Origin of the sequence: Parahoeflea olei (genome assembly GCF_001703635.1) — a bacterium.
GTDB classification, from domain to species: domain Bacteria; phylum Pseudomonadota; class Alphaproteobacteria; order Rhizobiales; family Rhizobiaceae; genus Hoeflea; species Hoeflea olei.
Genome location: NZ_LQZT01000001.1, coordinates 377,446 through 401,992, shown reverse-complemented (window position 1 = coordinate 401,992; position 24,547 = coordinate 377,446). Strand labels below are relative to the sequence as shown.

The window sequence follows — 24,547 nt, the reverse complement described above, 5'->3', positions numbered from 1 at the left end:
CGACGCGAAAGGACCTGCAACATGGGTGACAAGACCCGAGCCCTGATTTCAATCCTGAAACTGCAGCCCGTCGTCCCCGTGCTCGTCATCAAGGATCTGGCCCATGCTGTGCCGCTCGCCCGTGCGCTGGTGGCAGGCGGCCTCAAGGCGATCGAAATCACCCTGCGCACGCCTGTGGCGCTGGAGGCGATCCGCGCCGTGGCCGATGAGGTCGAGGGCGCGGTGCCGGGCGCCGGCACGGTCCTCAATGCCGAGCAATATCACCAGGCCGTCGATGCCGGCTCGCAGTTTATCGTCTCGCCCGGCACGACCCAGGAGCTTCTCGACGTGGCGCGCAAGTCGACGGTGCCGCTGTTGCCGGGTGCTGCCACCGCAAGCGAGGTGATGGCGCTGCGGGAAGAGGGCTACGAGGTGATGAAGTTCTTCCCGGCCGAACAGGCGGGCGGATCCGCCTATCTCAAGTCGCTCTCCTCGCCGCTCGCGGGCGCGATGTTCTGCCCCACCGGCGGAATCACGCCGGACAATGCCCGCGACTATCTGGCGCTGCCCAATGTCATCTGCGTCGGCGGTTCCTGGGTCGCCCCTTCGGCGCTGGTCGAAGCCGGCGACTGGGACGGCATCACCCGGCTCGCCACCGAGGCCTCGCGGCTGTCGGCCTGACGTCGGGCACCAGTCACATCCGGTTTGAAAGCGCGGTCCCGCATGCCTATCTGAGGCAGGAAGCGGTGGCGATCTCCCGTGCCCGCGCCAAAGACAAGGACCGGATCTCATGTTTGACCCCAAAGCCCTGCTCGACCAGTTTCTAGGTTCCAACGTTCCCGGCACGCAAGGCACTGTGCGTGACAAGGCGGCCCAGGCCACGCAGATGGCCAAGGACAATCCGCTCGCCACCGGCGCGATCCTGGCGGTGCTCCTGGGCACCGGTACCGGCCGCGCCGTCACCGGCTCGGCGCTCAAGCTCGGCGGCATGGCCGCGATCGCGGGTCTCGGCTATCAGGCCTGGAAGAACTATCAGACGGGCAAGGACCCCGCGGCCGCGGAGGCGCCGGGCGAGCCGGAGCTTCTGCCGCCGCCGCAGGGAACACCGTTTTCGCCCGAAGGCCAGGCGGGCAGCGCCGATTTCGCGCTGTCGCTCGTCAGGGTGATGATTGCTGCCGCCCGCGCCGACGGCCATGTCGATGAAGCGGAACGGGCCCGGATCCAGGACAAGCTCGCACTGTCCGGCCTGGGACAGGATGCCGTCGACTTTCTCGCCGACGAACTTGCCAAGCCCGTCGACATGGACGCGATCGTCGCCTCCGCTTCGAGCGAGGCGCAGAAGGTGGAAATGTTCACCGCCGCGCGGCTGACGATCGATCCGGACACCCGTGCCGAGCGCGGCTTCCTCGACCTGCTTGCCGGCCGGCTCGGGCTCGCCGATGCGCTGGTCGATCACATCGAGGCCACCGTCGCCGCCGCCAAGGTCTGACCGGCGCGGCATGCCGGGGGCCGGGGCTGCTTGCCCGGCTCCCAAAAGCCGTTAAAGTCCGGCGATGGGTTCGCGCGTCGCCATCGAGAAACAGTTCCGCCTTGTCCGCACCGGCCTGTTCGTGGTCTGGGCGCTGATCTCGGCCGTGGTGGTCGCCTGGTCGGTGCGCTCGGCCCAGCATCAGGCGCTGTCGGACGTGATGCAGAAGGCTGGGGAAACGCTTTCGGTGCAGACAGAGGTGCTGTCGGGCGTGCTCGACAAATACCGGCTGCTGCCGCCGCTTCTGTCGAGGCAATCCTCAATCCGGGCCTTGTTCATCCGCGATGCCGACGGCAATGCGCAGGCGCTCGACGCCCGCCGCACCGCCGTGGAGATCGCGGCGATGTCGGCTGCCATGGACGTGGCCTTTTTCTTTGCCAACGGTGAGCTGCTGGCCAATGCGCGCGGGTCCGGTGTGGCCAGTGCCGAGGATGTGCCCGCCCTGATCGAGGTCGCGCGGCAGGGCCGGCTCGGCCGTGCGGCCCTGTCCTATGGCGAAGGGCAACGGACCTATGCCTTCTCCTCCGGGGTTCGCCGCGACGGCCGGTTCGTCGGCGCCGTCGTCGTCTATGTGGATTTCTACCGCGTGGAGGCTGCCTGGGCGCTGTCGGCGCGGCGCATCTTCGTCACCGACAAGTCGGGCACCGTGTTCCTCGCCAATGATCCGGCCTGGCGCCAGCGTCCGCTTTCGGACTTGCGGCAGACCGGCCGGATCGATCGCTACCTGATTGATGGCGGCTTCGAGGAGCGGCTCGATCTGGTGCGCCGCTTGCCGCTGCTCGAATGGGACCTGCATGTGCTGGCCGACCCGGCCCCTGTCTCCGCCGCCCGCTTCAATGCCGCGGCGATCGCCACGCTCGCCTGTCTTCTTGCGGGGCTGGTGGCGCTGGTGGCGCTCCGGCGCAACGAGGTGGTTATCATTCGCGCGCGTGCCGACAGGGCGACGGCGCTCAGGCTCGAACGGGTGGTGCGCGACCGGACCCGCGCCCTGTCGGTGACCAACCGGTCGCTGAGCCATGAGGTCGACGTCCGCCGTGCTGCCGAGGAACGTCTGCGCAAGACGCAGAACGAACTGGTGCAGACGGCCAAGCTCGCAGCCCTCGGCCAGATGTCGACGGCGCTCAGCCACGAATACAACCAGCCGCTGGCGGCGATCCGCTCCTATGCCGACAATGCCCTGCGCTTTCTCGACCGCGGCCTGACCTCCGAGGTGGCCGGCAATCTGACGCGCATCAACGGGCTGGTAGAACGCATGGCGGAACTGTCGCGGACGCTGCTGTCGTTCTCGCGCAAGCCGGGCGCCACCATCGGCCCGGTGCCGCTCGGCACCATCATCGATGAGGCCCTGCTCCTGGCGCGCCCGCGCGCCCGCGCGGCCGGGATCGAGGAGATCGCCGTCGCACCGGAGGTTGCCGGCCTTCATGTCATGGGGGGGCGCATCCGGCTGGGCCAGGTCTTCGTCAATCTCGTCAACAATGCCATCGATGCCCTGTCGGGCCGGCCTGGCGGGCGCATCGAGATCGAAGCCCGGCGCGCGGGCGACCGGGTGCTCGTCACGGTGGCGGACAACGGGCCGGGGATCACGCCCGATCAGGTGTCGCAGGTGTTCGATCCGTTCTTCACCACCAAGGGAGTGGGCGAAGGCATCGGCATCGGCCTGTCGATCGCCGACAACATCATCCGCGATTTCGGCGGCGCGATTACGGCCGGCAACCGCCCGGAGGGCGGCGCCTGCTTCACCATCGATCTCGCTGCAGCAGCAGCGGTGGACCCGGTCTCCACGCCACCAATGGCGCCCGCAGGGGGCGATCAGGCCCGCTGAAGCTGGACAAGTCGCGGCCGGCATGGTTTCAGAAGGTCCACTCGCATGCCGGGAAGGGGCTTGGCCTTGGAAGACACGTCCGCCCTCAGGGACCATGACCGCGTCATTCATCTGATCGATGACGACGCCGACCTTCGTCATGCGCTCAAGCAATCGCTGGAGCTTGAAGGCCTGGCCGTCGTTCCCCATGCCGATGCGGCGGATATCGGCGACCTGCCGCTGCGCAGCCTCTACGGCGTGATCGTGTCGGACATACGCATGCCCGGTACCGACGGGCTTGCGCTGATGCGGCAGGTGCTGGCGATCGATCCGACGCTGCCGGTGGTGCTGATCACCGGCCATGGCGACGTGCAGATGGCGGTCGAAGCGATGCGCGCGGGCGCCTATGACTTCATCGAGAAGCCGTTTCCCGCCAACCGGCTGTTCTCGGTGGTCGAGCGCGCCCTGGAAAAGCGGCGGCTGGTTCTCGAAAACCGCACCTTGCGCAACGCGCTCGACGGCAGCGACGACCTGTCAGCCCGGCTGGTCGGGCGCAACCCCGCGATCCAGCATCTGCGCGCACAGATCTCGGCGGTGGCCGAGACCGACGCGGATGTGCTGATCACCGGCGAGACCGGCACCGGAAAGGAAGTCGTCGCCCGCGCGCTCCATGATTTCGGGCCGCGGCGCAAGGGCAATTTCGTGGCGATCAACTGCGCGGCGCTGCCGGCGGACATTTTCGAATCCGAACTGTTCGGCCACGAGGCAGGCGCCTTCACCGGAGCGCAGAAACTCAGGATCGGCAAGCTCGAGCACGCCAATGGCGGCACGGTGTTTCTCGACGAGATCGAATCGATGCCGCTCGACCTGCAGGCCAAGCTGTTGCGCGCGATCGAAGGCCGGGTGATCGAGCGGCTGGGGTCGAACCGGCAGGTTCCGCTCGATGTGCGCTTCGTCGCCGCCACCAAGGCCGACCTGAGCAACAACCCGGCGTTCCGGACCGATCTCTATTACCGTCTCAACGTGATCACGCTCGGCATCCCGCCGCTGAAGGCACGCAAGGATGACATTCCGCTGCTGTTCTTTCACATGGCGCGGGAGGCCCGCGCCCGCTACCGGCGGGAGATCCCGGAGATCACGCCGCAGATCGAGGCCGGGCTGATGGCGCATGCCTGGCCGGGCAATGTGCGCGAATTGCGCAATGTCGCCGACCGTTTCGTGCTCGGCATGTGGTCGGGCTTCGGCGCCGCGCCGGGGGCGCCGGTGGAAACCTTGGAGGGCAGTCTTTCCGAACGGATCGACGCCTTCGAACGCGCTGTGATCCTGGCCGAGATCAGCCGCAATGGCGGCGCGCTGAAGCCGACCTATGAAAATCTCGGCATCTCCCGCAAGGGCCTGTACGAAAAGATGCGGCGGCTCAACATCTCCGCCGATGACGCCGCGGATGGGTCGTAAGCCGCCCATGGCCGAATTCGCATGTGTCGGCTGTTGCCCACCTTCCCGCAATCCGGGGCCGCAACTTGGACCGAAGCCGGGTCCTGGCATCGCAAATGGGCGGGGACTGCGACGCTTTGCCATCTGGCGCGAAGTGGCACGGTGCTTGCAAGGGTGGAATCTTGAATGCGATGGACGGGAGGACATCGCCGGGAGGACGCCGGGTTGCGACCTGGCCATCCGGACATGTCTCCGCGCCGCGCTTCGCCAACCCGTTCAGGGCAACTGCCCGCAGTGGAGGACATCCAATGAAAAACCTGCTTCTCGGCGCCGTTTCGGCTGCCGCACTCCTGCTGACCGCCAATGCCGCCTCGGCCAATTGCGATGACGGCGAGATGGTCATCAAGTTCAGCCACGTCGTGGCCGCGACCGGTCATCCGAAGGGCGATGCCGCCACGCGTCTGGCCGAACGCGTCAACGAAGAGATGAACGGCAAGGCCTGCATGGAGGTCTTCCCGAACTCGACCCTGTTCGACGACGACAAGGTTCTCGAGGCGCTGCTGCTCGGCGACGTCCAGCTTGCCGCGCCCTCGCTGTCGAAGTTCGAGGCCTACACGCTCAAATATCGCCTGTTCGACCTTCCGTTCCTGTTCTCGAGCCTGAAGGCGGTCGATACCTTCATTCAGTCGGATTCCGGCAAGGGCCTGCTCACCGTGATGGAAGACGTGGGCTACACCGGGCTCGGCTACTGGTCGTCGGGCCTCAAGCAGTTCTCGGCCAACAAGCCGCTGCTGCTGCCCACTGACGCCAACGGGCTCAAGTTCCGCATCCAGACCTCCGACGTGGCCGAAGCCATGATCGAAGCCATGGGCGGTTCGGCCCAGAAGCTCGCCTTCAAGGAAGTCTATGGCGCACTGCAGACGGGCGTGGTCGACGGCCAGGAAAACTCCTGGTCGAACATCTACACCCAGAAGTTCTTCGAGGTGCAGGACGGCATCACCGAAACCAACCACCAGCTGCTTGCCTATCTGCTGGTGACCTCCACGGAATGGCTCAACAGCCTCGAGCCGGAGATGCGTGACCAGTTCGTCAAGATCGTGGACGAGGTGACGATTGAAGCCAACGCCGCAGTGGCCGCGACCGAGGACAAGAACCGCCAGAACATCCTCGACGCGGGCGGAACCATCCGCGAGCTGTCGCCAGAGCAGCGCCAGGCCTGGGTCGACACCATGAAGCCGGTGTGGAGCAAGTTCGAAGGCGACATCGGCGCCGACCTGATCGAAGCCGCCGTGGCCTCGAACGGATCGAACTGAACCAATAGCGAAGCAATGCGGGCCCGGATCCTGGTCCGGGCCTGAGTGCCTGCCGTGCGGGAGGCGCTCGCGCGAAGCCGTGTGCCCGATGGCGGTGCGCGGGCTGACGACGCGGCGTGTCCGCACGGATCGAGGGTCTCTGGCACGCCGGCTCGCGCAGCATCGGTCATACGGGGGAACGCATGACAGCCTATCTGCCTTATCTCTTCACCGGGGTGGTGATCGTGGTGTTCTGGATCGCGGAGCGCCGCAATCCGGATGCGGTCACGCGATTTGAGGAAAACGTGCTCGCCGTCCTGCTGGCGCTGATCACCGCGGTGTCCTTCTTCCAGGTGATCGCCCGCTACGGCTTCAACAGCGGCTGGACCGGCGCGCTCGAACTGACGCGGCTCCTGTTTGCCTGGATGATCCTGTTCGGCATGAGCTACGGCCTCAAGCAGGGCATGCATCTGGGCGTGGACGCGGTGGTGCGGATGCTGCCCCGGCCGGTGTTCCGCGCCTTTGCAATCTTCGGCGCGCTCTGCGCGCTGCTCTATGCCGTGATCCTGATCGAATCCGCCTGGCTCGGGATTTTCGGCGCGGATACGCGCGGCGGCGCCATGGTCTACTGGTCGAAGATGTACCAGATCGGCATCGGCCTCGACGACCTGCGCTATCCCGGCTGGATGCAGGACGCGTTCGGCCTGAGGGAGCGGGTGCAGCGCTGGATCGCCTATCTGATCCTGCCCATCGGGCTCGGCCTGTTCGGCTTTCGCGCGCTGCAGGCGGCGGTGGCGATCTGGCGCGGCGAGCGCGAACTGATCATTGCCGGACATGAGGCGGAAGACCTCGTTGCCGAAAACCGCAACGTGCTGAAGGATTGATCCGCCATGGAAACCGCAATCCTGTTCGTGCTGGTTCTGGGCCTTTTGTTCGCGGGCGTGCCGGTGGCGGTGTCGCTGGGGCTGTCGTCGATCATCCTGATCGCCTTCTTCTCCAACGATTCGATGTCGTCGGTGGCGATCCAGCTGTTCACGGCCTCGCAGAACTACACCCTGCTTGCCATTCCCTTCTTCGTGCTTGCCTCGGCCTTCATGTCCACCGGCGGCGTCGCCAAGCGCATCATCCGCTTCGCGATTGCGGCGGTCGGCCATTTCCGCGGCGGGCTGGCGATGGCGAGCGTGCTCGCCTGCATGCTGTTTGCGGCCTTGTCCGGATCGTCTCCGGCGACCGTGGTCGCGATCGGCACCATCGCCATCGCCGGCATGCGCCAGGTCGGCTATTCCAGGGAATTCGCCGCCGGCATCATCGCCAATGCGGGAACGCTCGGCATTCTCATCCCGCCCTCGATCGTCATGGTGGTCTATGCGGCGGCGACCGATGTGTCGGTGGGCCGGATGTTCCTGGCGGGGGTCATTCCCGGCCTCCTCGCGGGGCTGATGCTGATGTTCGCGATCTATCTGGTGGCGCGCTGGAAGGGCCTTCCTTCCGAGCCCTGGCGTGGCTTCGGCGAAATCGTCTCCGCCGGCAAGGATGCGGGCTGGGGCCTGTTCCTGATCGTCATCATCATCGGCGGCATCTATGGCGGCGTGTTCACGCCGACGGAAGCCGCCGCGGTCGCTGCCGTCTATTCCTTCTTCATCGCCATCTTCATCTATCGCGACATGGGGCCGATGGCCGGCATCACCTGGACGACAGCCGAGGACAGCCGCGCCAGCCGCGCCGGGTTCTCGGGCGTCGTCTATGCGATCGCCTTCTTCTTCGTCTGGATGATCCTGTCCTTCTTCGCCACCAGCGGGGCGGAGACGGTGACCTTCGGCGGCAGGGCCACCGTCGGGCTCATCATCTCGCTTCTGATCCTGGTGGCCTATGTCTCGAGCCGCGGCGAGCGCGGGCTCGCTGGCGTGCCGGCCGCGCTGGTTGCGGGGCTGCCGATCTGGGGCCGCAATCTCGGTCTCATGATGCGCAATTCCGGCCGGGCCTTCTTCAACGAGGACACCCGCAAGGTGATGATCGACGCCTCGAAGACGACCATCATGCTGATGTTCATCATCGTCAACGCGATGCTGTTCGCCCATGTGCTGACATCCGAGCGGATCCCGGATGCGATCACCGACCTGATGCTGGGCTACGGCTTCACCTGGTTCACCTTCCTGATCGCGGTCAACGTGCTGCTGCTGATCGGCGGCCAGTTCATGGAGCCGTCGGGACTGCTCCTGATCGTGGCGCCGGTGGTGTTCCCGATCGCCATGGAGCTCGGCGTCGATCCGGTGCATCTCGGTATCATCATGGTGGTGAACATGGAGATCGGCATGATCACGCCGCCGATCGGGCTCAACCTGTTCGTGACCTCCGGGATCACCGGCATGAGCCTCGTGCAGGTGGTGCGCGCGGCGATGCCGTTCGTGGCGGTGCTGTTCGTGTTCCTGATCATCATCACCTATGTGCCGGTGCTGTCGACCTGGCTGCCCTACAGCCTGATGGGACCCGAGATCGTCAACAGATAGGCATCCGGCATAGGCATTGGGTGGCCTGATCACGACAACACACCCAAGCCAGCACTGGGGGGGCGCCATGCGCCCCCTCTTTTTTAGGCGCGGAAGGCGGGCAAGACCTGGCAGATCGATCATTTTCGCTGAAGCATGGCCTCAGAAAATGTCATGGCTACCCGGCTTGTGACCGGCGGGGCCGGGTGCGATGCTGCCCGTCATGATCGAGCACATCAACTTTCCGCTGATCCTGGGCGCGGCGCTGCTTGCGGTCGCGAGCCCGGGTCCTTCCACGCTTGCGATTGCCGGCACCGCGATGGCGCAGGGGCGCGCCCAGGCGCTGGCGCTTGTCGCCGGTATTATCTGCGGTTCCTGGACCTGGTCGATCGCCGCGGCGCTGGGGCTCGGCGCACTGATGCTCGCCCATGGCTGGGTGTTCGAGATGCTGCGCTATCTCGGTGCCGCGTATCTGCTGTATCTCGGCTGGAAGAGCGCGCGCAGCGCGCTCTCGTCCGCGCCGCTCAGGCTTCGGTCGGTGTCGTCGCGCGATCACCGGGCAGCCTTCGGCAAGGGGCTGGCCATGCACCTCACGAACCCGAAGGCGATCCTGTTCTTCGGCGCGCTCTATGCGGTCGGGGTGCCGGCGGATGCGACGCCCGCCGAGATTGCCTCGGTGGTGGTGGCGGTCGGCCTGCAGAGCATGGCGGTGTTCGTGACCTATGCGCAGGTGTTCTCCAATCCCCGGGTGGTCGGGCTCTATATGCGCCTGCGCCGCTGGTTCGAGGGCGCCTTTGCGCTGGCCTTCGGCTTTGGGGGCCTCAAGCTGCTGACCGCCCGGATCTGACCGCGTCGCGCTGCCGCCGCCCCGGGGCTGGGTGTGGGTCAAAACGCGCCATCAAAGGTTAAGGACGCGTTAACGGTTTGGGCGCATTCTCAAGATCAGACGACATGCCAATCCACTCCTCCCAAGAACGGCATGACGATGAGGGCGGCCCAAAGCCGCCCTCGATTTTTTTCAGGGCTTCCGGTTTTCCAGGAAATCGCCCATCCGCTCGATCGCCTTTTCGATGTTCTCGTCCGAATTGGCACAGGAAACGCGGACATAGCCTTCTCCCAGAACGCCGAAATCCGGGCCGCCGATCAGCGCCACGCCAGCCTCTTCGAGCAGCGCGCGCGCGAGCGGCTTGGCCTTCCATCCGGTGGCTGAGATGTTCGGAAACGCGTAGAACGCGCCTTTGGGCACGATGCACGACACGCCCGGCAGGCCGTTCAGCAGCTCGGTGACGAGCCGGCGGCGACGGTCGAAGGCTTCTAGCATCTTGTCCACCGCGTCCTGCGGGCCGTCGATCGCGGCGATGCCGGCAAATTGCGAGGGCGCGTTGACGCAGGACCAGCAATTGACCGCGAGCTTGCGGACAGAGCCGATCAGGCTCTCGGGCCAGATCGACCAGCCCATGCGCCAGCCGGTCATGGCCCAGGTCTTGGACCAGCCGTTGAGCACGATCAGCCGGTCGCGGATCTCGGGATAGCCGAGCAGCGAAGTGTGGCGCTCGCCGTCGTAGGTCATGACGTCGTAGATCTCGTCGGACAGGATGGCGACATGTGGATGGGCGGCAAGGCCCGCCACCAAGGCGTCGATCTCGGATTTCGGGGTAACGCCGCCGGTCGGGTTGGCGGGCGAATTGAGGATCAACAGTCGCGTCTCGGGCGTGATCAGCGAAAGCGTTTCGCTGGCCGAGAACGCAAAGCCGTTCTCCTCGCGCATCGGCACCGGGACCGGTCGCGCGCCCACATGCTCGATCATCGAGCGGTAGATCGGAAAACCGGGATCGGGATAGAGGATGTCGGCGCCGGCTTCGCCCAGCATGCGGATCGCGGCATACATGGTCGGCTTGCCGCCGGGCATGATCATCACATCGTCCGGGGAAATCTCGACGCCGGTCGTCGACAGCGTCCGCCGGCACACCGCCTCGCGCGTGGCCAGCAACCCGTTGGCGGGCGTGTAGCCGTGATGGCCGTCGCGCAGCGCCTTGATCGCGGCCTCGACGATATGGTCCGGCGTCTTGAAGTCCGGCTGGCCGATGCCGAGATTGATGATGTCGCGGCCCTGGTCGGAGAGTTCGGTCGCACGGGCGAGCACGGCGAAGGCGTTTTCCTCGCCGATACGGTCGAAAGCTGCGATTGGCTTGATCATGGACGCTTTTTCCTCTCCCGGGTGGTTGTCTTGTTGCCTCAACTCATGTCCTATCCCGGCCGGAATATCAATTCAGGCCAGAACCGATGCGCGACTTGAGCACCTGGACACCCCGCGCGGCGCCCCGCGGGTTTGCCGTCACCGGACGCTATGTGATGATCGAGGAATTCCGCCGCGAGCTGCATGCCGAAGCGCTGTGGGACGCGCTCGGCGGCGCCGGCATCAACGAGCTGATCCGCTATTTTCCGAACGGGCCCTATGCGCAGGCCGGGGAACTCGCGGACTGGCTCGAGGGCAATGCCCGCAACGGAATCGTGGTCAACATCTTCCGCAGCCGTCGCAGCGGCGACGTGGTGGGCATGGCCTCGCTGATGCGGGCCGATCCGGCCAATGGCGTGATCGAGGTCGGCTCCGTGGCCCACGGACCGGCGATGGCGCGCACGGCAATGGCGACCGAGGCGCATTACCTGCTGGCGCGGCACGTGTTCGAGGACCTCGATTACCGCCGCTACGAATGGAAATGCCACAACGACAACGCCCCCTCGAAGGTAACGGCGGCGCGCCTCGGCTTCACCTTCGAAGGCGTGTTCCGCCAGCACATCGTCTCCAAGGGCGGCAATCGCGACACGGCCTGGTTTTCGATGATCGACAGCGAATGGCCGGCGCGCAAGGCCGCGTTTGAAGCCTGGCTCGATCCGGCCAATTTCACGGCCGAGGGTCAGCAACTCGCGCGCCTCGAAGCGTTGCGGGAGGCTGCGCCATGACCGCGCTGAGGCGTGCCGGGCGCGACGAGCAGGCGCGGCTGGAAGCGTTCCAGCAGGCAGCCTATTCGCGAACCGAAGCGGCGGTCGGCGCCCGGGCGATCCCCCTCGAATGGGATTACGGGCAGATTCTTGAAGAGTGCGAGGTCTGGTTCGACGAGGACGGCGGGGAGCTCAATGGGGTGCTGATCCTCAGGCTGCAGCCGGATCGGCTGTTCCTCGAATCGATCGCGACCGCGCCGTCGGCGGCGGGGCAGGGACGCGGGCGCGCATTGCTCGACGCCACCTTTGCGCGGGCGCGCGAACTGGGATTGGCACGGGTCGGACTGATCACCAACAGCCTCAATCCGGCGCTTGGCTGGTACAAGCGGGCGGGCTTTTCGGTCGATCGGGAGGATCCGCAGCCCGGACGCGTCGTTGTCTACATGTCGGCGCCCGTGCCGGCGGCCGAACAGACCACCGGGAGGCCGGACTGATGCGGTCCGGTTTCACGGTCCTTCACACAAGAGCCGAAGCGGCGCCGCACGGCGGCAGGCCCACGGCAAGGGGAGTACAGGTGCGATGAGCGAACGCGGAACCTCGAACCGGTCGGCTGCGATTGCGGCCGCCGTGATTCTCGGCGTCACCGGTCTGGTATTCTACTACATGCCGGCGATGATGATGGGGCTGTCAGAGATTTCGCCCTGGCTGTCCTATGCCGTCGGCATTTTCTTCGTGCTTGCCTTCTTCGCGGTGTTCTGGATCCGCGGCAAGCGCCAGAACGCACGCAGGAACGGACAGGACTGAAGGCGCTTTCGGACGAGCCGGGTCCCGAGCCGCCCGGCTTCAGGATTGCAGCGCAGCGGCGAGCAGCAGCAGGCCCAGAACGGTGACCAGGGCCGCGCCGAGGATTTCGATCGCGGTGCCGACCTGGTTGCCGCGCGAGGCGCCGGCGAGCCGCACGGCCGCGCCCTTGGCCATCACCGCAAGCGTCGCCAGGATCGAAACCGTGATCGCGGTGCCGATCGCCATGGCGAAGGCGGAGGCGATGCCTGCGAGCCAGAGCCCGTTCAGCATCGCGAAAGTGAGCACGATCAGCGCGCCCGAACAGGGCCTCAGCCCGACCGCGATCACCGCGCTCCAGGCTTCGCGCAGGCTGAAATCGCGACCTGAAATCATCGTCGGATCGGGCATGTGGGCGTGGCCGCAACTGGCGCAGACCTCGCCCGGCGCGTGATGGTGGCCGTCATGGGCGTCGTGGCCGTGATGATGGTCATGATGGTGAACATGACCATGGTCATGATGATGGTGATGTTCGTGATCGTGATTGCAATGATGGTGATCGTGGCCATGGGCGTGATGATCATGCGCATGGGAGCCGGCCGGTGCCGCCACCGCGGCTGCGCCGACGCTGGCCAGGGGCTTTGCGCGCCGCAGCGCCAGCAGCTTGCGGGTGAGCAGCCACAGCCCGAAGGCCGCGATCAGCGCATAGCTTGCGATTTCCATCATGTGCGTGGTCTGGGTCATGGAGATCGAGAGCCCGCGCAGCAGCGTATAGGCCGCCCCGACCACCGCCACGGCGGTGACCGCCTGAAGCATGGAGGAGAAGAACGAGAGCAGCACGCCACGGCGCAGCGCCACTTCGTTGGCGATCATGTAGGACGAGATCACCGCCTTGCCGTGGCCGGGTCCGGCGGCGTGAAACACGCCGTAGAGGAAGGACAGCGAGACCAGTCCCCACATCTGCCAGGGGTCGTCGCGCATCGCCTTCAGGGCGCCGGTCAGCGCCCGGTAAAATCCCTGCTGCTGCAGGTTGATCCAGTGCAGCAACGAGGCGCCGAAACCGGTCGGGGTGAAAGCCGGCTCCGCGGTGCCGATGCCGAGAGAGGACTGGGCCTGTGCCGCGCCGGCACAAAGCGCAAGCGCCAGCGTTGCCAGAAGCAGTCTGCGCGTGGTGGTCGGGGTCATTTGCAGGTCAGCTCCAGCCGGGTGGCAAGCAGTTTCGACAGGTCGCTGCTCTGGGTGGTCTCGAAAAAGGCTTCGGTCAGCGAGGCCTGGTTTTCGGCGATGATCTGGTCGAAATCGGGCCGGACGACCTTGCGCGTGCAGCGATCGGAGGCGGCTCCCGTGACCGCCATGTCCGAATCCTCGATGAAATCGAGCGCCGCATACATGGTTGGATCGAACACGCCGACGGTGATCTTGCCCTTGAGCTCCGTCTTGTCGGGAATCAGGGCGAAGAACATCAGGAGCTGGCCGTCCTGGAAATCCACCTTGATGGCTTCGGGAAGCTTCACGGCGACATCGTCGCCATTGTGGGTGATGTTGGTGTAGTAATCGAATTCGGCGAGCGACTGGGTGACCATGTCGCTGATCTTGGCGAGTTCGCCAGGTTCGAGCTGCATGTCTGCATTCTCGTCGAAATCCATCACCACGCTGGCGGAGAACACCTCATCGAAACGCCAGACATTGCGCAGTTCGGTGATGCTGCCATCGGCGGCGGTTTCGATCTCGAGCCGCGCGTCGGCGAAGACATGCGGGTGCGCGAAGGCGGAGGCGGGGGCCAGCACAAATCCGAGCGCCGCGGCGGCGGACAATCGGCGAAGGGGGGGAGGAAGCATGATCGGCCGATCCGTTGGTGTGGCTTTGGTGCCGGTGGCTTGGCAGCAAATATGGACGAAATTTCGACGCGGGCCCGGTTTGCGGCCCGGACGTCCCGGTGATGAGGATATCTGTGGTCGGGCCTACTGGGCGGTCTTGAACCACTGGCTCAGGAAATCGACAAAGGCGCGCACCTTGGCCGGCAGGTAGCGGCGATGCGGGTAGATCGCGTAAATGCCGCGGTCGGTCACGAGATAGTCCCCCAGGATCGGTTGCAGCGTGCCTTCCTGCTCGCGTTCGCGAAAGACGAAATCCGGCAGGACCGCCACGCCCAGGCCTGCCTCTGCCGCCCGCATGGCCGCAAGCGGGCTGTTGACCTCAAGCCGCCCCTGCACCGTGACGGAGAACGGGGAGCCGTCCTTGTCCTCGAATTGCAAGTTGTTGAGCGTCCGGCCATTGGTGTCGACGATGCAGGGCACGTTCGCCAGTTGCGAGGGGTGGGTGATCGGTCCGTAGGTTTCGAGAAAGCCGGGGGAGGCGCAGGCAATCAGCGAGAAGGCCGAGAGCTTGCGGGCGATCAGCCCGGAATCCTCGAGCCGGGTGATTCGGATGGCGACGTCGTAGCCTTCCTCGACCAGATCCACGAAACGGTCGTCGGAAATGATTTCGAGCGTGACGTCGGGATGGGCGATGGCGAAATCGATCAGCGACTGGCCGACGGCCGCGTCGGCGAAGGTGCGCGGCGCGGAAACGCGGACGCGGCCCTTGAGGTTCTTCGAACCCTCGCGCACGAGATCGGACAGGTTGTCGATCTCCTTGAGGATGTCGGAGGCGGTGCGATAGTAGGTGTGGCCTGCTTCGGTCAGCGAAAACTGGCGCGTGGTGCGGTTGAGCAGCAGCGCGCCGAGATCGTCCTCGAGCTCGCGCACATATTTCGACAACAGCGCCTTCGAACGCCCCACCTTGCGGGCCGCGGCGGAAAAGCCTTCGGCCTCGACGACGTCGATGAAGGCGCGAATCCGGGTCAGTGTATCCATGCGGGGTCAATCCTTGCGGTCTCGCCGGGCCGGGTGGGCCGGTATTGTTCGTATAGCCCGAACAGTATCCGGATATTCGTTCGCAATCCAAATTTTTCAAGGATTGCGCGAGAAAACGCTTGATTGCGACAGGCGAAGCACCTATCTGCGTTCTTGCCCAAAGTCGCACGTGCCTGTGGGTGTCCGCCGACCCTCGTTATGGTGAGGTCTCGGTAAGGTACCTGGAACTAACCCCTCCAGTCGTTTCTCCGGCCAACCGGTTGAGCGAGGACATCTTGAAGCAACGACGGTGCGGGCCTTTCTGGTGTCTGCCGGCTTTCCAACAGCCGGGGTTACTGAAGAGGCACACCTTCATTGCCGGACGTGCGGTCGGGATCTCCCTCCAATCCAAGGCAGACATGAGCGGATCATTGCCATTCAGGCTGTGGTCCATCGACGCATCAAGCGTCCGCGCCGTTGTCCGGTTCCTCCAAAGGCCGGGTTCCGTGAGTGGCCGTACGATGCTCTGTCTAGACATGGCCCCAAGGGCCTGGAACGGAGCACAAGATGACGACTGCACGAATCCTCGATTTCCTTCGCACCCGACGTCCCGACGGTCCCTGCCTCGTGGTCGACCTCGACGTGGTGCGCGACAATTTCCTGTCGTTCCGGAAGGCGCTGCCCGACAGCTCGATCTATTACGCCGTCAAGGCCAATCCGGCCCCTGAAATCCTGCGCCTGCTCGCAAGCCTTGGCTCCAGCTTCGACTGCGCCTCGGTGGCCGAAATCGAAATGGCGCTGAAGGCCGGCGGCTCGGCCGACCGCGTCTCCTACGGCAACACCATCAAGAAGGAACGCGACATCGCCCGCGCGCATGCGCTCGGCGTGTCGATGTTCGCCGTCGACAGCCATGAGGAAGTCGAGAAGATCGCCCGTGCCGCCCCCGGCGCGCGCGTGTTCTGCCGGGTGCTGACCGATGGCGAAGGCGCCGAATGGCCGCTGTCGCGCAAGTTCGGATGCGTGCCGCAGATGGCGGTCGACGTTCTGGTCTATGCGCACCAGCTCGGTCTCGTCTCACATGGGGTCTCGTTCCATGTCGGCTCGCAGATGACCAAGCTCGACGCCTGGGATTCCGCGCTTGCCGACGCGCGTCGCGTGTTCGACAAGCTCGCCCAGCAGGGCATCCACCTCAAGATGGTCAACATGGGGGGCGGTTTCCCGACCCGCTATCTCAAGGACATCCCGACCGCCCAGGCCTATGGCCAGGCGATCTTCGCCTCGCTGCGCAAGCATTTCGGCAACCACATCCCGGAAACCATCATCGAGCCGGGCCGCGGCATGGTCGGCAATGCCGGCGCGATCAAGGCGGAAGTGGTGCTGGTCTCGCGCAAGTCCGATGAAGACGACGTGCGCTGGGTGTTCCTCGACATCGGCAAGTTCGGCGGCCTCGCCGAAACCATGGACGAGGCGATCCGCTACTCGATCGTCACCCCGCGCGACGGCGATGCGGTCGAGCCCTGCGTGCTGGCCGGCCCCACCTGCGATTCCGCCGACGTGCTCTACGAGAAGACGCCCTATCCGATGCCGGTCTCGCTGACCATCGGCGACGAAGTGCTGATCGAGGGTACGGGCGCCTATACCACCACCTATTCGGCGGTGGCCTTCAACGGCTTCGAGCCGCTGCGATCCTACGTGATCTGAACGGATCTTTTCCGGTCCGACCAGAGTCCTTCCCCGGGTGCATCGCCCGGGGAGCGACGTCCGTGTGCCGTTTCGCCTTGCGGGGCCTGCAGCAAAGGATCAGCCATGACCAATGCCCTGTCGATCTTGAATGAAACCGGCTTCGTGCTCGATGCCGAAACCGACGCCGACGTGCCCGCCCGGGAAGCGCTGCTCGACCGCGCCATGGGCGAAGGCCGTCGGCGCAAGAGTTCCGAAAAGCTGCGCCGCGGGCGGCTGCCGTCGGCGGGCCTTGCCTTCGTCGCGCGCGACGGGGCTGGCCGGGTGATCGGCAGCGTACGGCTGTGGGATGTGGCCTGCGGCGATTGCCCGGCACTTCTGCTCGGCCCGCTTGCCGTCGACCCCTCGGTCGCAGGGCAGGGGATCGGTTCGGCACTGATGCGCCATGCGCTGGCGCGGGCGGCGGAGCTCGGCCACGGCGCGGTCATCCTGGTCGGCGACGCGCCCTACTATGCCCGCTTCGGCTTTTCCACGGCAGCCACCGGCGGCGTGATGATGCCGGGGCCGGTCGAGCGCGACCGGCTGCTTGGACTCGAGTTCAGGCCCGGCAGCCTTGACGGCGCCCATGGGCTTCTGGTGGCGCGGGGACGGCGGGCGGAGCGCGCTTCCGGATCCTCCGGAGGTCGCAAGGCTGCGTCCGCCGTCGACCGGCTTACCCGCGTGGCCTGAGACCCGGCCGGCAATAATCCCGCCTCCCTCAAACGGAATGCGCCGGAGCGGCTTGCCGCTCCGGCGCATTCGTTCGGCCATGTCCGGTCACTCTTGGGCCTGCGACAAGGGGAAGCCCCAGGCTCAGAACACGAGACCGCTGCCGAAATTGGTCGGGCCCGACGGGTATTGCTTGGCGCCCTTGGCCTTGTCGGTTGCGATCACCGAGGTGGCGGTGCAGTCGATGCCTGCCTTGGCGGCCTTTTCCGGGGCCTTGATGCAGAGCTTTGCCTGCGGGGCCTCGACCGTTTCGGCGAAGGCGGAGGTGGTGGCGAAGGACAGGACGGAAGCCAGCGAGAGGGCTGCGGCGAAAGCAATCTTGTTCATGATCGTCTCCTTTCAGAGCGGTTTGAATTGGACGGTGCGGTTCGCTGCTGCGGGGTCTTGAGGGGCATGGCGCTTGGCTGAACCGGCGATGTCCGCAATCTGGGGGATCGGCGGTCCGGACGCCGCGCGACTTTGAAATTCGGGGCGGAACTTTCAGTTTTGATGTATGATTTCCGGAATCGATCAGCCTATATTTGGCCCAAGGCCCGGCTCGGGCTTCAGCGATGATGGAAACGGCCCGGGGCAGCATGCGGAACTGATGATGTCATTCGAACTGACCCTGGTTGATATCGTCGATCTGTTGCTGCGTGGCGGAACCTTCGGCGTTCTTCTGCTCCTCATCATCCGTTTCGCGCAACGGCCGGACTTCGGACCGCTGTGCCTGACCGGTATCCTGTTCGGCCTGAGCGGCCTGATCGAGATCATCCTCAATGCACGGCCGATGATCCTGGTGCGGGCGCAAGACGATTTCGTGCTGCTCGGCTTCCAGCAATTTCATTTCATCACCATGTGGTGGTTCATCCAGGCGCTGTTCGACGACCAGTTCAGGTGGCGTCCTGCGAGCTTCTGGCCGTTTGCGGTGTCGCCGCCGCTGATCGCCGGCTCTTCGCTCGCGCCGGAGCACCTGCAATGGTGGTTTATGGTGGCGCTGATCCTGCTCAATGTGGCGATCCTGGCCCTGATCATTCACACCGCCTTGCGCAACAGGTCGAGCGATCTGATCGACGACCGCCGCAGCTTCAGCCTGGTGCTGGCCTTTTCCGTCCCGCCGTTCAGCCTGTTCGTGTTCGTCACCAGTTTTTTGTATGTGGAGGCAAATCTCGAATCCTATCTCGGGATGGTGTATTCGGCGGTCTATTTCCTGCTGGCGCTCGGCTTCTCCTTCTGGCTCACCAACCTCAAGGAGGGACTGTTCCAGCGCAGCGGAAACGGTGCGCTGCCGCCGGTCGCGCGCACGGAGATGTCTGCGGCCGACCGGCTCGAGCTCGACCGTGTGGTCAAGGCCATGGAAGGCGGGCTCTATCTTGAGCCCGGGTTGACCATCGGCGGCCTTGCCGATGCGCTGCATATCCCCGAGCACCGTTTGCGGCGGTTGATCAACAGCGGACTGGGCTATCGCAATTTCGCGGCCTTCGTGAACGATTACCGGATCGACGAGGCCAAACGGCGGCTGTCGAACCCCGCGCTTGCGCGCGAACAGATCATCCAGCATGCATTTTCGCTCGGCTATGCCTCGTTGGCGCCGTTCAACCGGGCGTTCCGCGAACGGGTCGGCGTGAGCCCCACGGAGTTCCGCGAAGCGGCGCTGTCACGACCCTCGACGCAGTAGCCGCGGCCGCAGGGTGTCTCGGAGCCGCATGTCTGCGAGACGGCGGCCGATATTGACAACGGTCCGGGGCGTGCCTATCTCAGCGCCTTCGGGTCTGGAGCCCCGGCCGTTCGCAGGCGTTGAGCCATGGTGAAGCCTCCAGCTTTCGAGCAGTCACCTCATCGATGACATGCCAGACGGTGGAATGCGGACACCCCCTTTGTAGAGTGCATGTCATGACAGGAGACCTGCCATGCGTGATCCCACGCCACTGCCCACCCTCGACGCCCTGAAGGACCAGGCGCGCCGGCTTCGCTCGCGCCTCGGCGCCAATGGCGAAACCATCGGCCATTCGAAGGCGCTTGAACTGATCGCCGCCCAATACGGCTTCAATGAGTGGAATACGCTGCACGCAGCCCTGGGCAATCGTCCCGGTGCGCGAAGCCTTGCGCCCGGAGCCCGCGTCACCGGGGCCTATCTCGGACAGCCGTTCACGGCGCGCGTCGTGGGCATCCAGGCGCTCACCTCGGCGCCCGGCAATTTCCGCGTTGCGCTCGATCTCGACGAAGCCGTCGATGTCGTGACCTTCGACAGCTTCTCGGCCTTCCGAAAACGCGTCAACGGCGTGATCGGCGAGGACGGCAAGAGCCGCGAGCGAACCTCGAACGGCCGGCCGCAGCTGGAACTGTCCTGGTAAGGCGCGCCGGGTCTAGCCTGCGATGTCGACCACGCCACAGTCGCCTGCCTGCGTTCCGAACGCGAGCAGGCGACCTGGCTTGTTCCAGGCGAGCGCGGTGACAGGGCCCTTGCCGGGGCGCCGGAGCAGCGCTTCCTTGCTGTCGGCGATGCGCACCGCCAGCACCATGCCGTCGCCGAAGCCGATCGCCACCAGGTCCTCGACCGGATGGCAGGCGACCGCGGTGACCATGGTGTCGGCGCGCTGGCCCAGTTCCAGCGGCGGCTTGCCCATCGGCCCGTCCTTGCTCGCAAACGGCCAGACGATCGCCGAGGGGGCGCCTGATGAAGCGAGCCATTTGCCCTTGGCGGACCAGGACAGCGACTTGATCTTGGCCGGGTAGCCGGTCATGCGCATGTGGCGCTGGTCGCCGGGCTTGCCGTCGAGCTTCCATCCGTGCAGGGCGTTTTCCTGCATGGCGGTGACCAGAAAGCGTCCGTCGGGGCTGAAGGTGACCTGGGTGTGGGCGCCCTTCCATTCCAGATCGACCGCCGGCGCCGCGCCGTTGACGAAGGCGAGCGAAACCCCGTTGTAGCGCGCCATGGCGATCCGGAGGCCCTTCGGCGCGAAGGCCAGGCCCTCGATGGTGCGGGCTTCCTCGAACGCGCGTTGTTTTCCGTCGGCCATGAGCACGGTGGCGGTGCGGCCTTCGGCGAAGGCGATCGCGCCCTGCGGACCGGCGGCGACTGCGCCGACCCATTTGCGAGCGGCCGGGCGCAGCACGGTCTCGGTGCCGTCCGCGTCGAGCCGCATCACCTTGCCGTCCTCGCCACCGGTGACCAGGCTGCTGCCGTCGAGTGTCGTGACGGCCGCAAGCAGGCCATCGTGGAGTTCATGGCGGTGGGTGCCATGGTCGAGGCGCACCACCAGTCCGGAGGCCAGCGCAAACACCGGTGCGTCGCCCACAAAGGCGACGCAGAGGCAGTGGTCGTCGAGATCGATCGGCGCAACAGTGGGCATGGGCGGTCGTCCTCAGGCCTGGCAGGCCAAGAAGGTCCGCTCGAGCTTTTCGCGGTCGAGTTCGCGGCCGATGAAGACCAGCCGGCTCTCGCGCTTTTCGCCCTCTTTCCACGGGCGCTGATGGTCGCCCTCGACGATCATGTGCACGCCCTGGATGACGTAGCGGTCGTCGTCGCCCTCAAAGGCGATAATGCCCTTGAGCCTGAGGATGTTCGGGCCTTCGAGCTGGGTGATCTTCTCGATCCAGGGGAAGAACCGCTTCGGATTGAGCGGCCCGGCACGCAGCGAGACCGACTGGACCGTCAGGTCGTGGATCGACGAGGGCGCGGCGTGCTCATGGTCGTGGTGATGGTGCCCGTGGTCATGATCATGATCATGATGGTGGTGGTGATCATGATCGTGGTCATGGTCGCAATCGGGGCCGCAGACATGGTCGGGGTGATCGTGGTCGAGGAAATGCGGATCGTTGTCGAGCGCGCGTTCGAGGTCGAAGGCGCCGCGGTCGAGCACGGCGTCGAGCGCAACGGCGGCGCGCTCGGTGCGGTGGATGCGGGCGGAGGGGTTGATCGCGCGCACGGTGCGTTCGACGGCCTCAAGCTCTTCGGGGCTCACCAAGTCGGTCTTGTTGAGGAGCACCACGTCGGCAAACGCGATCTGGTCCTCGGCCTCGCGGCTGTCCTTGAGGCGCGCGGGCAGGTGGCGGGCATCGACGAGGGCCACGACGGCGTCGAGCCGGGTCTTGGCGCGCACGTCCTCATCCATGAAGAAGGTCTGGGCGACCGGCACCGGATCGGCGAGCCCGGTGGTCTCGACGATGATCGCGTCGAACCGGCCCGGGCGGCGCATCAGGCCCTCGACCACGCGGATCAGGTCTCCGCGCACGGTGCAGCAGACGCAGCCATTGTTCATCTCGTAGATTTCCTCGTCGGATTCCACGATCAGGTCATTGTCGATGCCGATTTCGCCGAATTCGTTGACGATCACGGCATAGCGCTTGCCATGCGGCTCGGAGAGGATGCGGTTGAGCAGGGTGGTCTTGCCGGCGCCGAGATAGCCGGTCAGCACGGTCACGGGAATCGGGGCAACGGGGGTGGTGACGGACGCTTCGCTCATGGGACTCTCTGACTTGAGGGAGGGATTGGTCCCCATATAGGCGCTTTGCCCTGCTTATGCCACTCACAAGGACAGGATGTGTTCGGCCAGGGCCAGGCCGGATTGGTGGGCGGCCTCCGCGCGGGCGGCAATGCACCAGTCGCCGCAGGCAAACAGGGTGTTGTCCTGGTTGGCGAGAAAGGGGCTCGAAAGCGGCGTTTCCACCAGCGCGTAGCGCCAGAAATCGAGATCGAGATGCAGCGGTGGCGGCAGGTCTGCGCCAAGGCCGGTCTGGAACCGCATGGCGATCAGCATCTCGGCCAACACGGCGGCCGGCGGGCTGTCGATGCGTTCCCGGCTCCAGCCGGGCATGGCCTGGATCACGAATGTCTCTCCGCTGCGACCCGGCTTGGAACTGTTGCGCGTAATCTGCGCCAGGGCCTCGCCCTGTTGGCCCCGGATGAGATCCCTGACGCCGGACAGCGGTGCGCCGAAGGCGAGGGCGGCGCTCAAGCACGGCGCCATCTGCACCGTGTCGAGCGTTTCGAAAACAGGATCGAGCGGGGACAGGAGGGTGCGGGCTTGCGGCGCCGGGATCGCGGCGACGACCTGGTTCGCGGTGTAGCGGTGCTCGGTGCCGTCACGGTTTCGGGCGGAGATCTCAAACCGGTCGCCGCTCGCCGCGATTCCGAGCGCCTCGACGCCCAGGTCGATATCGAGGCTGCGGGCAAGCGCGTCGGGGATGGTGGACATGCCCGGGACGCCTGTCCACCAGGGGCGCGCGCTGTCCTTGCCCGAAGGCTTCCAGGCCGCCACCTGTCCCCCGGATGTCAGGAGATTGATCAGCGCGGCAAAGGCGGGCGTGCGGTTTGTCAGGTATTGCGCGCCAACATCGAAGGAACCGAACGGGGTTTCGCGGGTGGAGAGGCGGCCGCCAGGGCGATCGGACTTTTCGATCAGTTTGACGGTCATGCCCTGTGCCTGGAGGTGGCGTGTCAGGCTCAACCCGGCCAGGCCTGCGCCGATGACAGCCACATCACAACTATTCATGAAAATATCTCGATAATTCTATAACAATTACGTGCATCTTCATTCTTCATTTACCAATGAGTGGGCCGCCAGAACCCGTTCAGTTAAGCAGGCTGGCGTTTCAAACAAGTAAATAAAACAGGTGTTGTTTTTTGAGGGTCGCGCGCGGCGCTGTTATGCCAGTTCGCTCACGTCGAACGCCGCCATGTCGGCGAGCAACTCGGCAAGGCCGCTGACCGCATGGGCGAGGATGGCTTCGCCCTTTCCGGCGCTGGCGCGGCTTGCGTGGCCCGCGGCGCCATCTGCGTTCAGATCGGACATCTTCCAGCCGAAAGCATGCGGGCCATAGGCGCGAAGATGTGCAAAGCGTTGTGCATATTCAGCCTGCCGGGACGGGAAATCCCTGGCGGCCTCAAGCCGCACCAGGTCCGGGCGGATCGCCAGCATCACCGATGTCTCGATATCGCCGGCGTGAATGTCCAGCGCCTTGTCGGCCGGGTCGATCAGGCCTTCGGGAAGGCCGAAGCGGGTCCAGCTCGTCGCCACCGCAAGCATGTTGAACCGCACCCGCGCTTCGGTGGCGACGACGGTCAGAAGCGGCGAGTTGCCGCCATGGGCGTTGAGCAGCAGCAGCCGGCGCGTGCCCCGGGCGGCGCAGGCTCCGGCAATGTCGAGCCAGCGGGTGACGGCTTCGTCGAAAGCAAGGCTTCGCGTTCCTGTCACATCCATGTGCTCGATAGAATAGCCGACCGATTCGACGGCGAGGAGTTCGGGGCTGACCCCGGGCGGCGCCACCGCGACAAGCCGTTCGGCAACCGCCTGTGCGATCAGCGCATCGGTCTCGAAGGGAAGGTGCGGTCCGTGCTGCTCGTGAGCGCCCAGCGGCAGGATTGCGATCGGCACGGATTGTGAGGGCATGGAGTGGTGTTTCCGCTCGGGCTTGAGTAGGCTTGAACCCTAGGGTGATGGATCAAAGGCTGCAAGAAGGGGCTGTCCATGTCCGCGAAAAAGAAGAGCAAGATCAAACGGTCGAAGAAGTCGGTTCAGGCCGAAACGCTGCTTTTGATCAACCAGGTCGCGCGCAACGCCCGCACCGCCTTGTCGCGGCATCTGCTCGATCTCGGGCTTTATGCCGGGCAGGACGCCGTCATGCTGGCGCTTGACGCGCAGGACGGGCAGACGCCGGGCGCCATCGCCGCCGCACTCGGGGTCAAGGCGCCGACGATCACCAAGACGCTCGGCCGGCTGGCGGCCCAGGGCTTCGTGCGGCGTGAGGGCTCCAAGGACGACGGGCGGATGATGCTGGTCTTCCTGACCGATGCCGGGCGTGACCAGATCCGGGCGGTGCGCAAAGCGCAGCGACGCACCGAGAAATCCGCCTTTGCCGGGCTCAAGGAAAAGGAGGTCACGCAGCTTCTCGATCTTCTGGGCAAAGTCGAAGCCGGCCTTCTGGCCGAACTCCGCGCCGGGCAGGCCGCGCTTGCCGAACGGGGTCCGGAAACGGAGACTACGGTGCTCCCCGCAGATGAAATTCCGTTTGCAGACGAGCCGGATGAAGAAAACTGACTGATT

25 protein-coding genes are annotated in these 24,547 nt (G+C 65.5%); 16 read left to right on the top strand and 9 right to left on the bottom strand.

Annotation, left to right across the window (positions count from 1 at the left end; translation table 11 throughout):
* Positions 1-21 precede the first annotated feature (21 nt).
* The 8 genes from AWJ14_RS01880 (at position 22) to AWJ14_RS01845 (ending at position 9,367) form a co-directional block, all read left to right on the top strand.
* The gene (locus AWJ14_RS01880) at positions 22-660 is read left to right on the top strand and encodes a 2-dehydro-3-deoxy-phosphogluconate aldolase (protein ID WP_066174806.1); all 639 of its coding nucleotides are present in this window, start codon (positions 22-24) and stop codon (positions 658-660) included.
* 109 nt (positions 661-769) lie between these two features.
* Positions 770-1,468 (top strand): tellurite resistance TerB family protein, encoded by a 699-nt coding sequence (locus tag AWJ14_RS01875; RefSeq protein WP_066174142.1) that lies wholly within the window; start codon positions 770-772, stop codon positions 1,466-1,468.
* A gap of 64 nt (positions 1,469-1,532) precedes the next feature.
* A complete protein-coding gene (locus tag AWJ14_RS01870; RefSeq protein WP_066174138.1) occupies positions 1,533-3,329 on the top strand; it encodes a sensor histidine kinase in 1,797 nt (598 codons plus the stop codon).
* 66 nt (positions 3,330-3,395) lie between these two features.
* Positions 3,396-4,763, top strand: coding sequence for a sigma-54-dependent transcriptional regulator (locus AWJ14_RS01865; protein ID WP_245304091.1), 1,368 nt, complete (start codon positions 3,396-3,398; stop codon positions 4,761-4,763).
* 287 nt (positions 4,764-5,050) lie between these two features.
* Positions 5,051-6,055 (top strand): DctP family TRAP transporter solute-binding subunit, encoded by a 1,005-nt coding sequence (locus AWJ14_RS01860; RefSeq protein WP_066174132.1) that lies wholly within the window; start codon positions 5,051-5,053, stop codon positions 6,053-6,055.
* 182 nt (positions 6,056-6,237) lie between these two features.
* Positions 6,238-6,918: a TRAP transporter small permease gene (locus tag AWJ14_RS01855; RefSeq protein WP_083219951.1), complete on the top strand. Its 681-nt coding sequence runs from the start codon at positions 6,238-6,240 to the stop codon at positions 6,916-6,918.
* Between the two features lie 6 nt (positions 6,919-6,924).
* Entirely contained in the window at positions 6,925-8,541 is a 1,617-nt protein-coding gene (locus AWJ14_RS01850; protein WP_066174125.1) for a TRAP transporter large permease, read from the top strand.
* Positions 8,542-8,743: 202 nt separating this feature from the next.
* Positions 8,744-9,367, top strand: coding sequence for a LysE family translocator (locus AWJ14_RS01845; RefSeq protein WP_066174801.1), 624 nt, complete (start codon positions 8,744-8,746; stop codon positions 9,365-9,367).
* Between the two features lie 171 nt (positions 9,368-9,538).
* Here AWJ14_RS01845 and AWJ14_RS01840 read toward each other — a convergent pair whose 3' ends face one another.
* A complete protein-coding gene (locus tag AWJ14_RS01840) occupies positions 9,539-10,717 on the bottom strand; it encodes a pyridoxal phosphate-dependent aminotransferase (RefSeq protein WP_066174120.1) in 1,179 nt (392 codons plus the stop codon).
* 86 nt (positions 10,718-10,803) lie between these two features.
* Between AWJ14_RS01840 and AWJ14_RS01835 the strand changes: the two genes are divergently transcribed.
* The 3 genes from AWJ14_RS01835 to AWJ14_RS01825 all read left to right on the top strand — a co-directional run bounded on the left by AWJ14_RS01835 (position 10,804) and on the right by AWJ14_RS01825 (position 12,264).
* Entirely contained in the window at positions 10,804-11,481 is a 678-nt protein-coding gene (locus tag AWJ14_RS01835; RefSeq protein ID WP_066174117.1) for a GNAT family N-acetyltransferase, read from the top strand.
* Positions 11,478-11,954: a GNAT family N-acetyltransferase gene (locus AWJ14_RS01830; RefSeq protein ID WP_066174114.1), complete on the top strand. Its 477-nt coding sequence runs from the start codon at positions 11,478-11,480 to the stop codon at positions 11,952-11,954. The genes AWJ14_RS01835 and AWJ14_RS01830 overlap by 4 nt, the downstream gene beginning before the upstream one ends.
* Before the next feature lie 85 nt (positions 11,955-12,039).
* Positions 12,040-12,264 (top strand): hypothetical protein, encoded by a 225-nt coding sequence (locus tag AWJ14_RS01825; protein WP_066174111.1) that lies wholly within the window; start codon positions 12,040-12,042, stop codon positions 12,262-12,264.
* A gap of 39 nt (positions 12,265-12,303) precedes the next feature.
* On the opposite strand, the gene AWJ14_RS01820 is transcribed toward AWJ14_RS01825, so the two are convergent.
* The 3 genes from AWJ14_RS01820 to AWJ14_RS01810 all read right to left on the bottom strand — a co-directional run bounded on the left by AWJ14_RS01820 (position 12,304) and on the right by AWJ14_RS01810 (position 15,095).
* Entirely contained in the window at positions 12,304-13,425 is a 1,122-nt protein-coding gene (locus tag AWJ14_RS01820; protein ID WP_066174108.1) for a nickel/cobalt transporter, read from the bottom strand.
* A complete protein-coding gene (locus AWJ14_RS01815; protein ID WP_066174103.1) occupies positions 13,422-14,078 on the bottom strand; it encodes a DUF1007 family protein in 657 nt (218 codons plus the stop codon). The genes AWJ14_RS01820 and AWJ14_RS01815 overlap by 4 nt, the downstream gene beginning before the upstream one ends.
* A 123-nt stretch (positions 14,079-14,201) precedes the next feature.
* Positions 14,202-15,095 carry a LysR family transcriptional regulator gene (locus AWJ14_RS01810; protein ID WP_066174100.1) on the bottom strand — a complete coding sequence of 298 codons (894 nt, stop codon included), beginning with the start codon at positions 15,093-15,095 and terminating at the stop codon, positions 14,202-14,204.
* A 546-nt stretch (positions 15,096-15,641) separates the two neighbouring features.
* Here AWJ14_RS01810 and odc2 point away from each other — a divergent pair.
* Together odc2 and AWJ14_RS01800 are read left to right on the top strand one after the other, a co-directional pair.
* Positions 15,642-16,775 carry an ornithine/lysine decarboxylase gene (gene odc2 / locus AWJ14_RS01805; protein WP_066174097.1) on the top strand — a complete coding sequence of 378 codons (1,134 nt, stop codon included), beginning with the start codon at positions 15,642-15,644 and terminating at the stop codon, positions 16,773-16,775.
* Between the two features lie 105 nt (positions 16,776-16,880).
* Positions 16,881-17,483 carry a GNAT family N-acetyltransferase gene (locus AWJ14_RS01800; protein WP_066174093.1) on the top strand — a complete coding sequence of 201 codons (603 nt, stop codon included), beginning with the start codon at positions 16,881-16,883 and terminating at the stop codon, positions 17,481-17,483.
* A 123-nt stretch (positions 17,484-17,606) separates the two neighbouring features.
* Here the strand turns inward: AWJ14_RS01800 and AWJ14_RS01795 are convergent, their stop codons facing one another.
* Complete coding sequence (locus AWJ14_RS01795; RefSeq protein ID WP_066174091.1) at positions 17,607-17,849, bottom strand: hypothetical protein; 243 nt, start codon at positions 17,847-17,849, stop codon at positions 17,607-17,609.
* 262 nt (positions 17,850-18,111) lie between these two features.
* Here AWJ14_RS01795 and AWJ14_RS01790 point away from each other — a divergent pair, with 262 nt between their 5' ends.
* Together AWJ14_RS01790 and AWJ14_RS01785 are read left to right on the top strand one after the other, a co-directional pair.
* Positions 18,112-19,179, top strand: a complete 1,068-nt coding sequence (locus AWJ14_RS01790) for a helix-turn-helix transcriptional regulator (RefSeq protein ID WP_171904799.1) — start codon at positions 18,112-18,114, stop codon at positions 19,177-19,179.
* Positions 19,180-19,411: 232 nt separating this feature from the next.
* Complete coding sequence (locus tag AWJ14_RS01785; RefSeq protein ID WP_066174081.1) at positions 19,412-19,855, top strand: glyoxalase superfamily protein; 444 nt, start codon at positions 19,412-19,414, stop codon at positions 19,853-19,855.
* 12 nt (positions 19,856-19,867) lie between these two features.
* On the opposite strand, the gene AWJ14_RS01780 is transcribed toward AWJ14_RS01785, so the two are convergent.
* The 4 genes from AWJ14_RS01780 to AWJ14_RS01765 all read right to left on the bottom strand — a co-directional run bounded on the left by AWJ14_RS01780 (position 19,868) and on the right by AWJ14_RS01765 (position 23,893).
* On the bottom strand, positions 19,868-20,854 hold the full coding sequence (locus tag AWJ14_RS01780; RefSeq protein WP_066174079.1) for a WD40 repeat domain-containing protein: 987 nt from the start codon (positions 20,852-20,854) through the stop codon (positions 19,868-19,870).
* A gap of 12 nt (positions 20,855-20,866) precedes the next feature.
* Positions 20,867-21,967: a CobW family GTP-binding protein gene (locus AWJ14_RS01775; protein WP_066174074.1), complete on the bottom strand. Its 1,101-nt coding sequence runs from the start codon at positions 21,965-21,967 to the stop codon at positions 20,867-20,869.
* Between the two features lie 63 nt (positions 21,968-22,030).
* Positions 22,031-22,996: an NAD(P)/FAD-dependent oxidoreductase gene (locus AWJ14_RS01770; RefSeq protein WP_083219949.1), complete on the bottom strand. Its 966-nt coding sequence runs from the start codon at positions 22,994-22,996 to the stop codon at positions 22,031-22,033.
* A gap of 153 nt (positions 22,997-23,149) precedes the next feature.
* Entirely contained in the window at positions 23,150-23,893 is a 744-nt protein-coding gene (locus tag AWJ14_RS01765; protein ID WP_066174067.1) for a creatininase family protein, read from the bottom strand.
* Positions 23,894-23,971: 78 nt separating this feature from the next.
* On the opposite strand from AWJ14_RS01765, the gene AWJ14_RS01760 reads away from it, so the two are divergent.
* Positions 23,972-24,541, top strand: coding sequence for a MarR family winged helix-turn-helix transcriptional regulator (locus tag AWJ14_RS01760; protein ID WP_066174064.1), 570 nt, complete (start codon positions 23,972-23,974; stop codon positions 24,539-24,541).
* Positions 24,542-24,547 lie beyond the last annotated feature (6 nt).

Bases quoted from the DNA above. Each gene is read 5' to 3' on its own strand.
- AWJ14_RS01880 (WP_066174806.1), top strand. From the start codon at position 22: ATGGGTGACAAGACCCGAGCCCTGATTTCAATCCTGAAACTGCAGCCC.
- AWJ14_RS01875 (WP_066174142.1), top strand. From the start codon at position 770: ATGTTTGACCCCAAAGCCCTGCTCGACCAGTTTCTAGGTTCCAACGTT.
- AWJ14_RS01870 (WP_066174138.1), top strand. From the start codon at position 1,533: ATGGGTTCGCGCGTCGCCATCGAGAAACAGTTCCGCCTTGTCCGCACC.
- AWJ14_RS01860 (WP_066174132.1), top strand. From the start codon at position 5,051: ATGAAAAACCTGCTTCTCGGCGCCGTTTCGGCTGCCGCACTCCTGCTG.
- AWJ14_RS01855 (WP_083219951.1), top strand. From the start codon at position 6,238: ATGACAGCCTATCTGCCTTATCTCTTCACCGGGGTGGTGATCGTGGTG.
- AWJ14_RS01850 (WP_066174125.1), top strand. From the start codon at position 6,925: ATGGAAACCGCAATCCTGTTCGTGCTGGTTCTGGGCCTTTTGTTCGCG.
- AWJ14_RS01845 (WP_066174801.1), top strand. From the start codon at position 8,744: ATGATCGAGCACATCAACTTTCCGCTGATCCTGGGCGCGGCGCTGCTT.
- AWJ14_RS01840 (WP_066174120.1), bottom strand. From the start codon at position 10,717: ATGATCAAGCCAATCGCAGCTTTCGACCGTATCGGCGAGGAAAACGCC.
- AWJ14_RS01835 (WP_066174117.1), top strand. From the start codon at position 10,804: ATGCGCGACTTGAGCACCTGGACACCCCGCGCGGCGCCCCGCGGGTTT.
- AWJ14_RS01830 (WP_066174114.1), top strand. From the start codon at position 11,478: ATGACCGCGCTGAGGCGTGCCGGGCGCGACGAGCAGGCGCGGCTGGAA.
- AWJ14_RS01825 (WP_066174111.1), top strand. From the start codon at position 12,040: ATGAGCGAACGCGGAACCTCGAACCGGTCGGCTGCGATTGCGGCCGCC.
- AWJ14_RS01820 (WP_066174108.1), bottom strand. From the start codon at position 13,425: ATGACCCCGACCACCACGCGCAGACTGCTTCTGGCAACGCTGGCGCTT.
- AWJ14_RS01815 (WP_066174103.1), bottom strand. From the start codon at position 14,078: ATGCTTCCTCCCCCCCTTCGCCGATTGTCCGCCGCCGCGGCGCTCGGA.
- AWJ14_RS01810 (WP_066174100.1), bottom strand. From the start codon at position 15,095: ATGGATACACTGACCCGGATTCGCGCCTTCATCGACGTCGTCGAGGCC.
- odc2 (WP_066174097.1), top strand. From the start codon at position 15,642: ATGACGACTGCACGAATCCTCGATTTCCTTCGCACCCGACGTCCCGAC.
- AWJ14_RS01800 (WP_066174093.1), top strand. From the start codon at position 16,881: ATGACCAATGCCCTGTCGATCTTGAATGAAACCGGCTTCGTGCTCGAT.
- AWJ14_RS01795 (WP_066174091.1), bottom strand. From the start codon at position 17,849: ATGAACAAGATTGCTTTCGCCGCAGCCCTCTCGCTGGCTTCCGTCCTG.
- AWJ14_RS01790 (WP_171904799.1), top strand. From the start codon at position 18,112: ATGTCATTCGAACTGACCCTGGTTGATATCGTCGATCTGTTGCTGCGT.
- AWJ14_RS01785 (WP_066174081.1), top strand. From the start codon at position 19,412: ATGCGTGATCCCACGCCACTGCCCACCCTCGACGCCCTGAAGGACCAG.
- AWJ14_RS01780 (WP_066174079.1), bottom strand. From the start codon at position 20,854: ATGCCCACTGTTGCGCCGATCGATCTCGACGACCACTGCCTCTGCGTC.
- AWJ14_RS01775 (WP_066174074.1), bottom strand. From the start codon at position 21,967: ATGAGCGAAGCGTCCGTCACCACCCCCGTTGCCCCGATTCCCGTGACC.
- AWJ14_RS01770 (WP_083219949.1), bottom strand. From the start codon at position 22,996: ATGAATAGTTGTGATGTGGCTGTCATCGGCGCAGGCCTGGCCGGGTTG.
- AWJ14_RS01765 (WP_066174067.1), bottom strand. From the start codon at position 23,893: ATGCCCTCACAATCCGTGCCGATCGCAATCCTGCCGCTGGGCGCTCAC.
- AWJ14_RS01760 (WP_066174064.1), top strand. From the start codon at position 23,972: ATGTCCGCGAAAAAGAAGAGCAAGATCAAACGGTCGAAGAAGTCGGTT.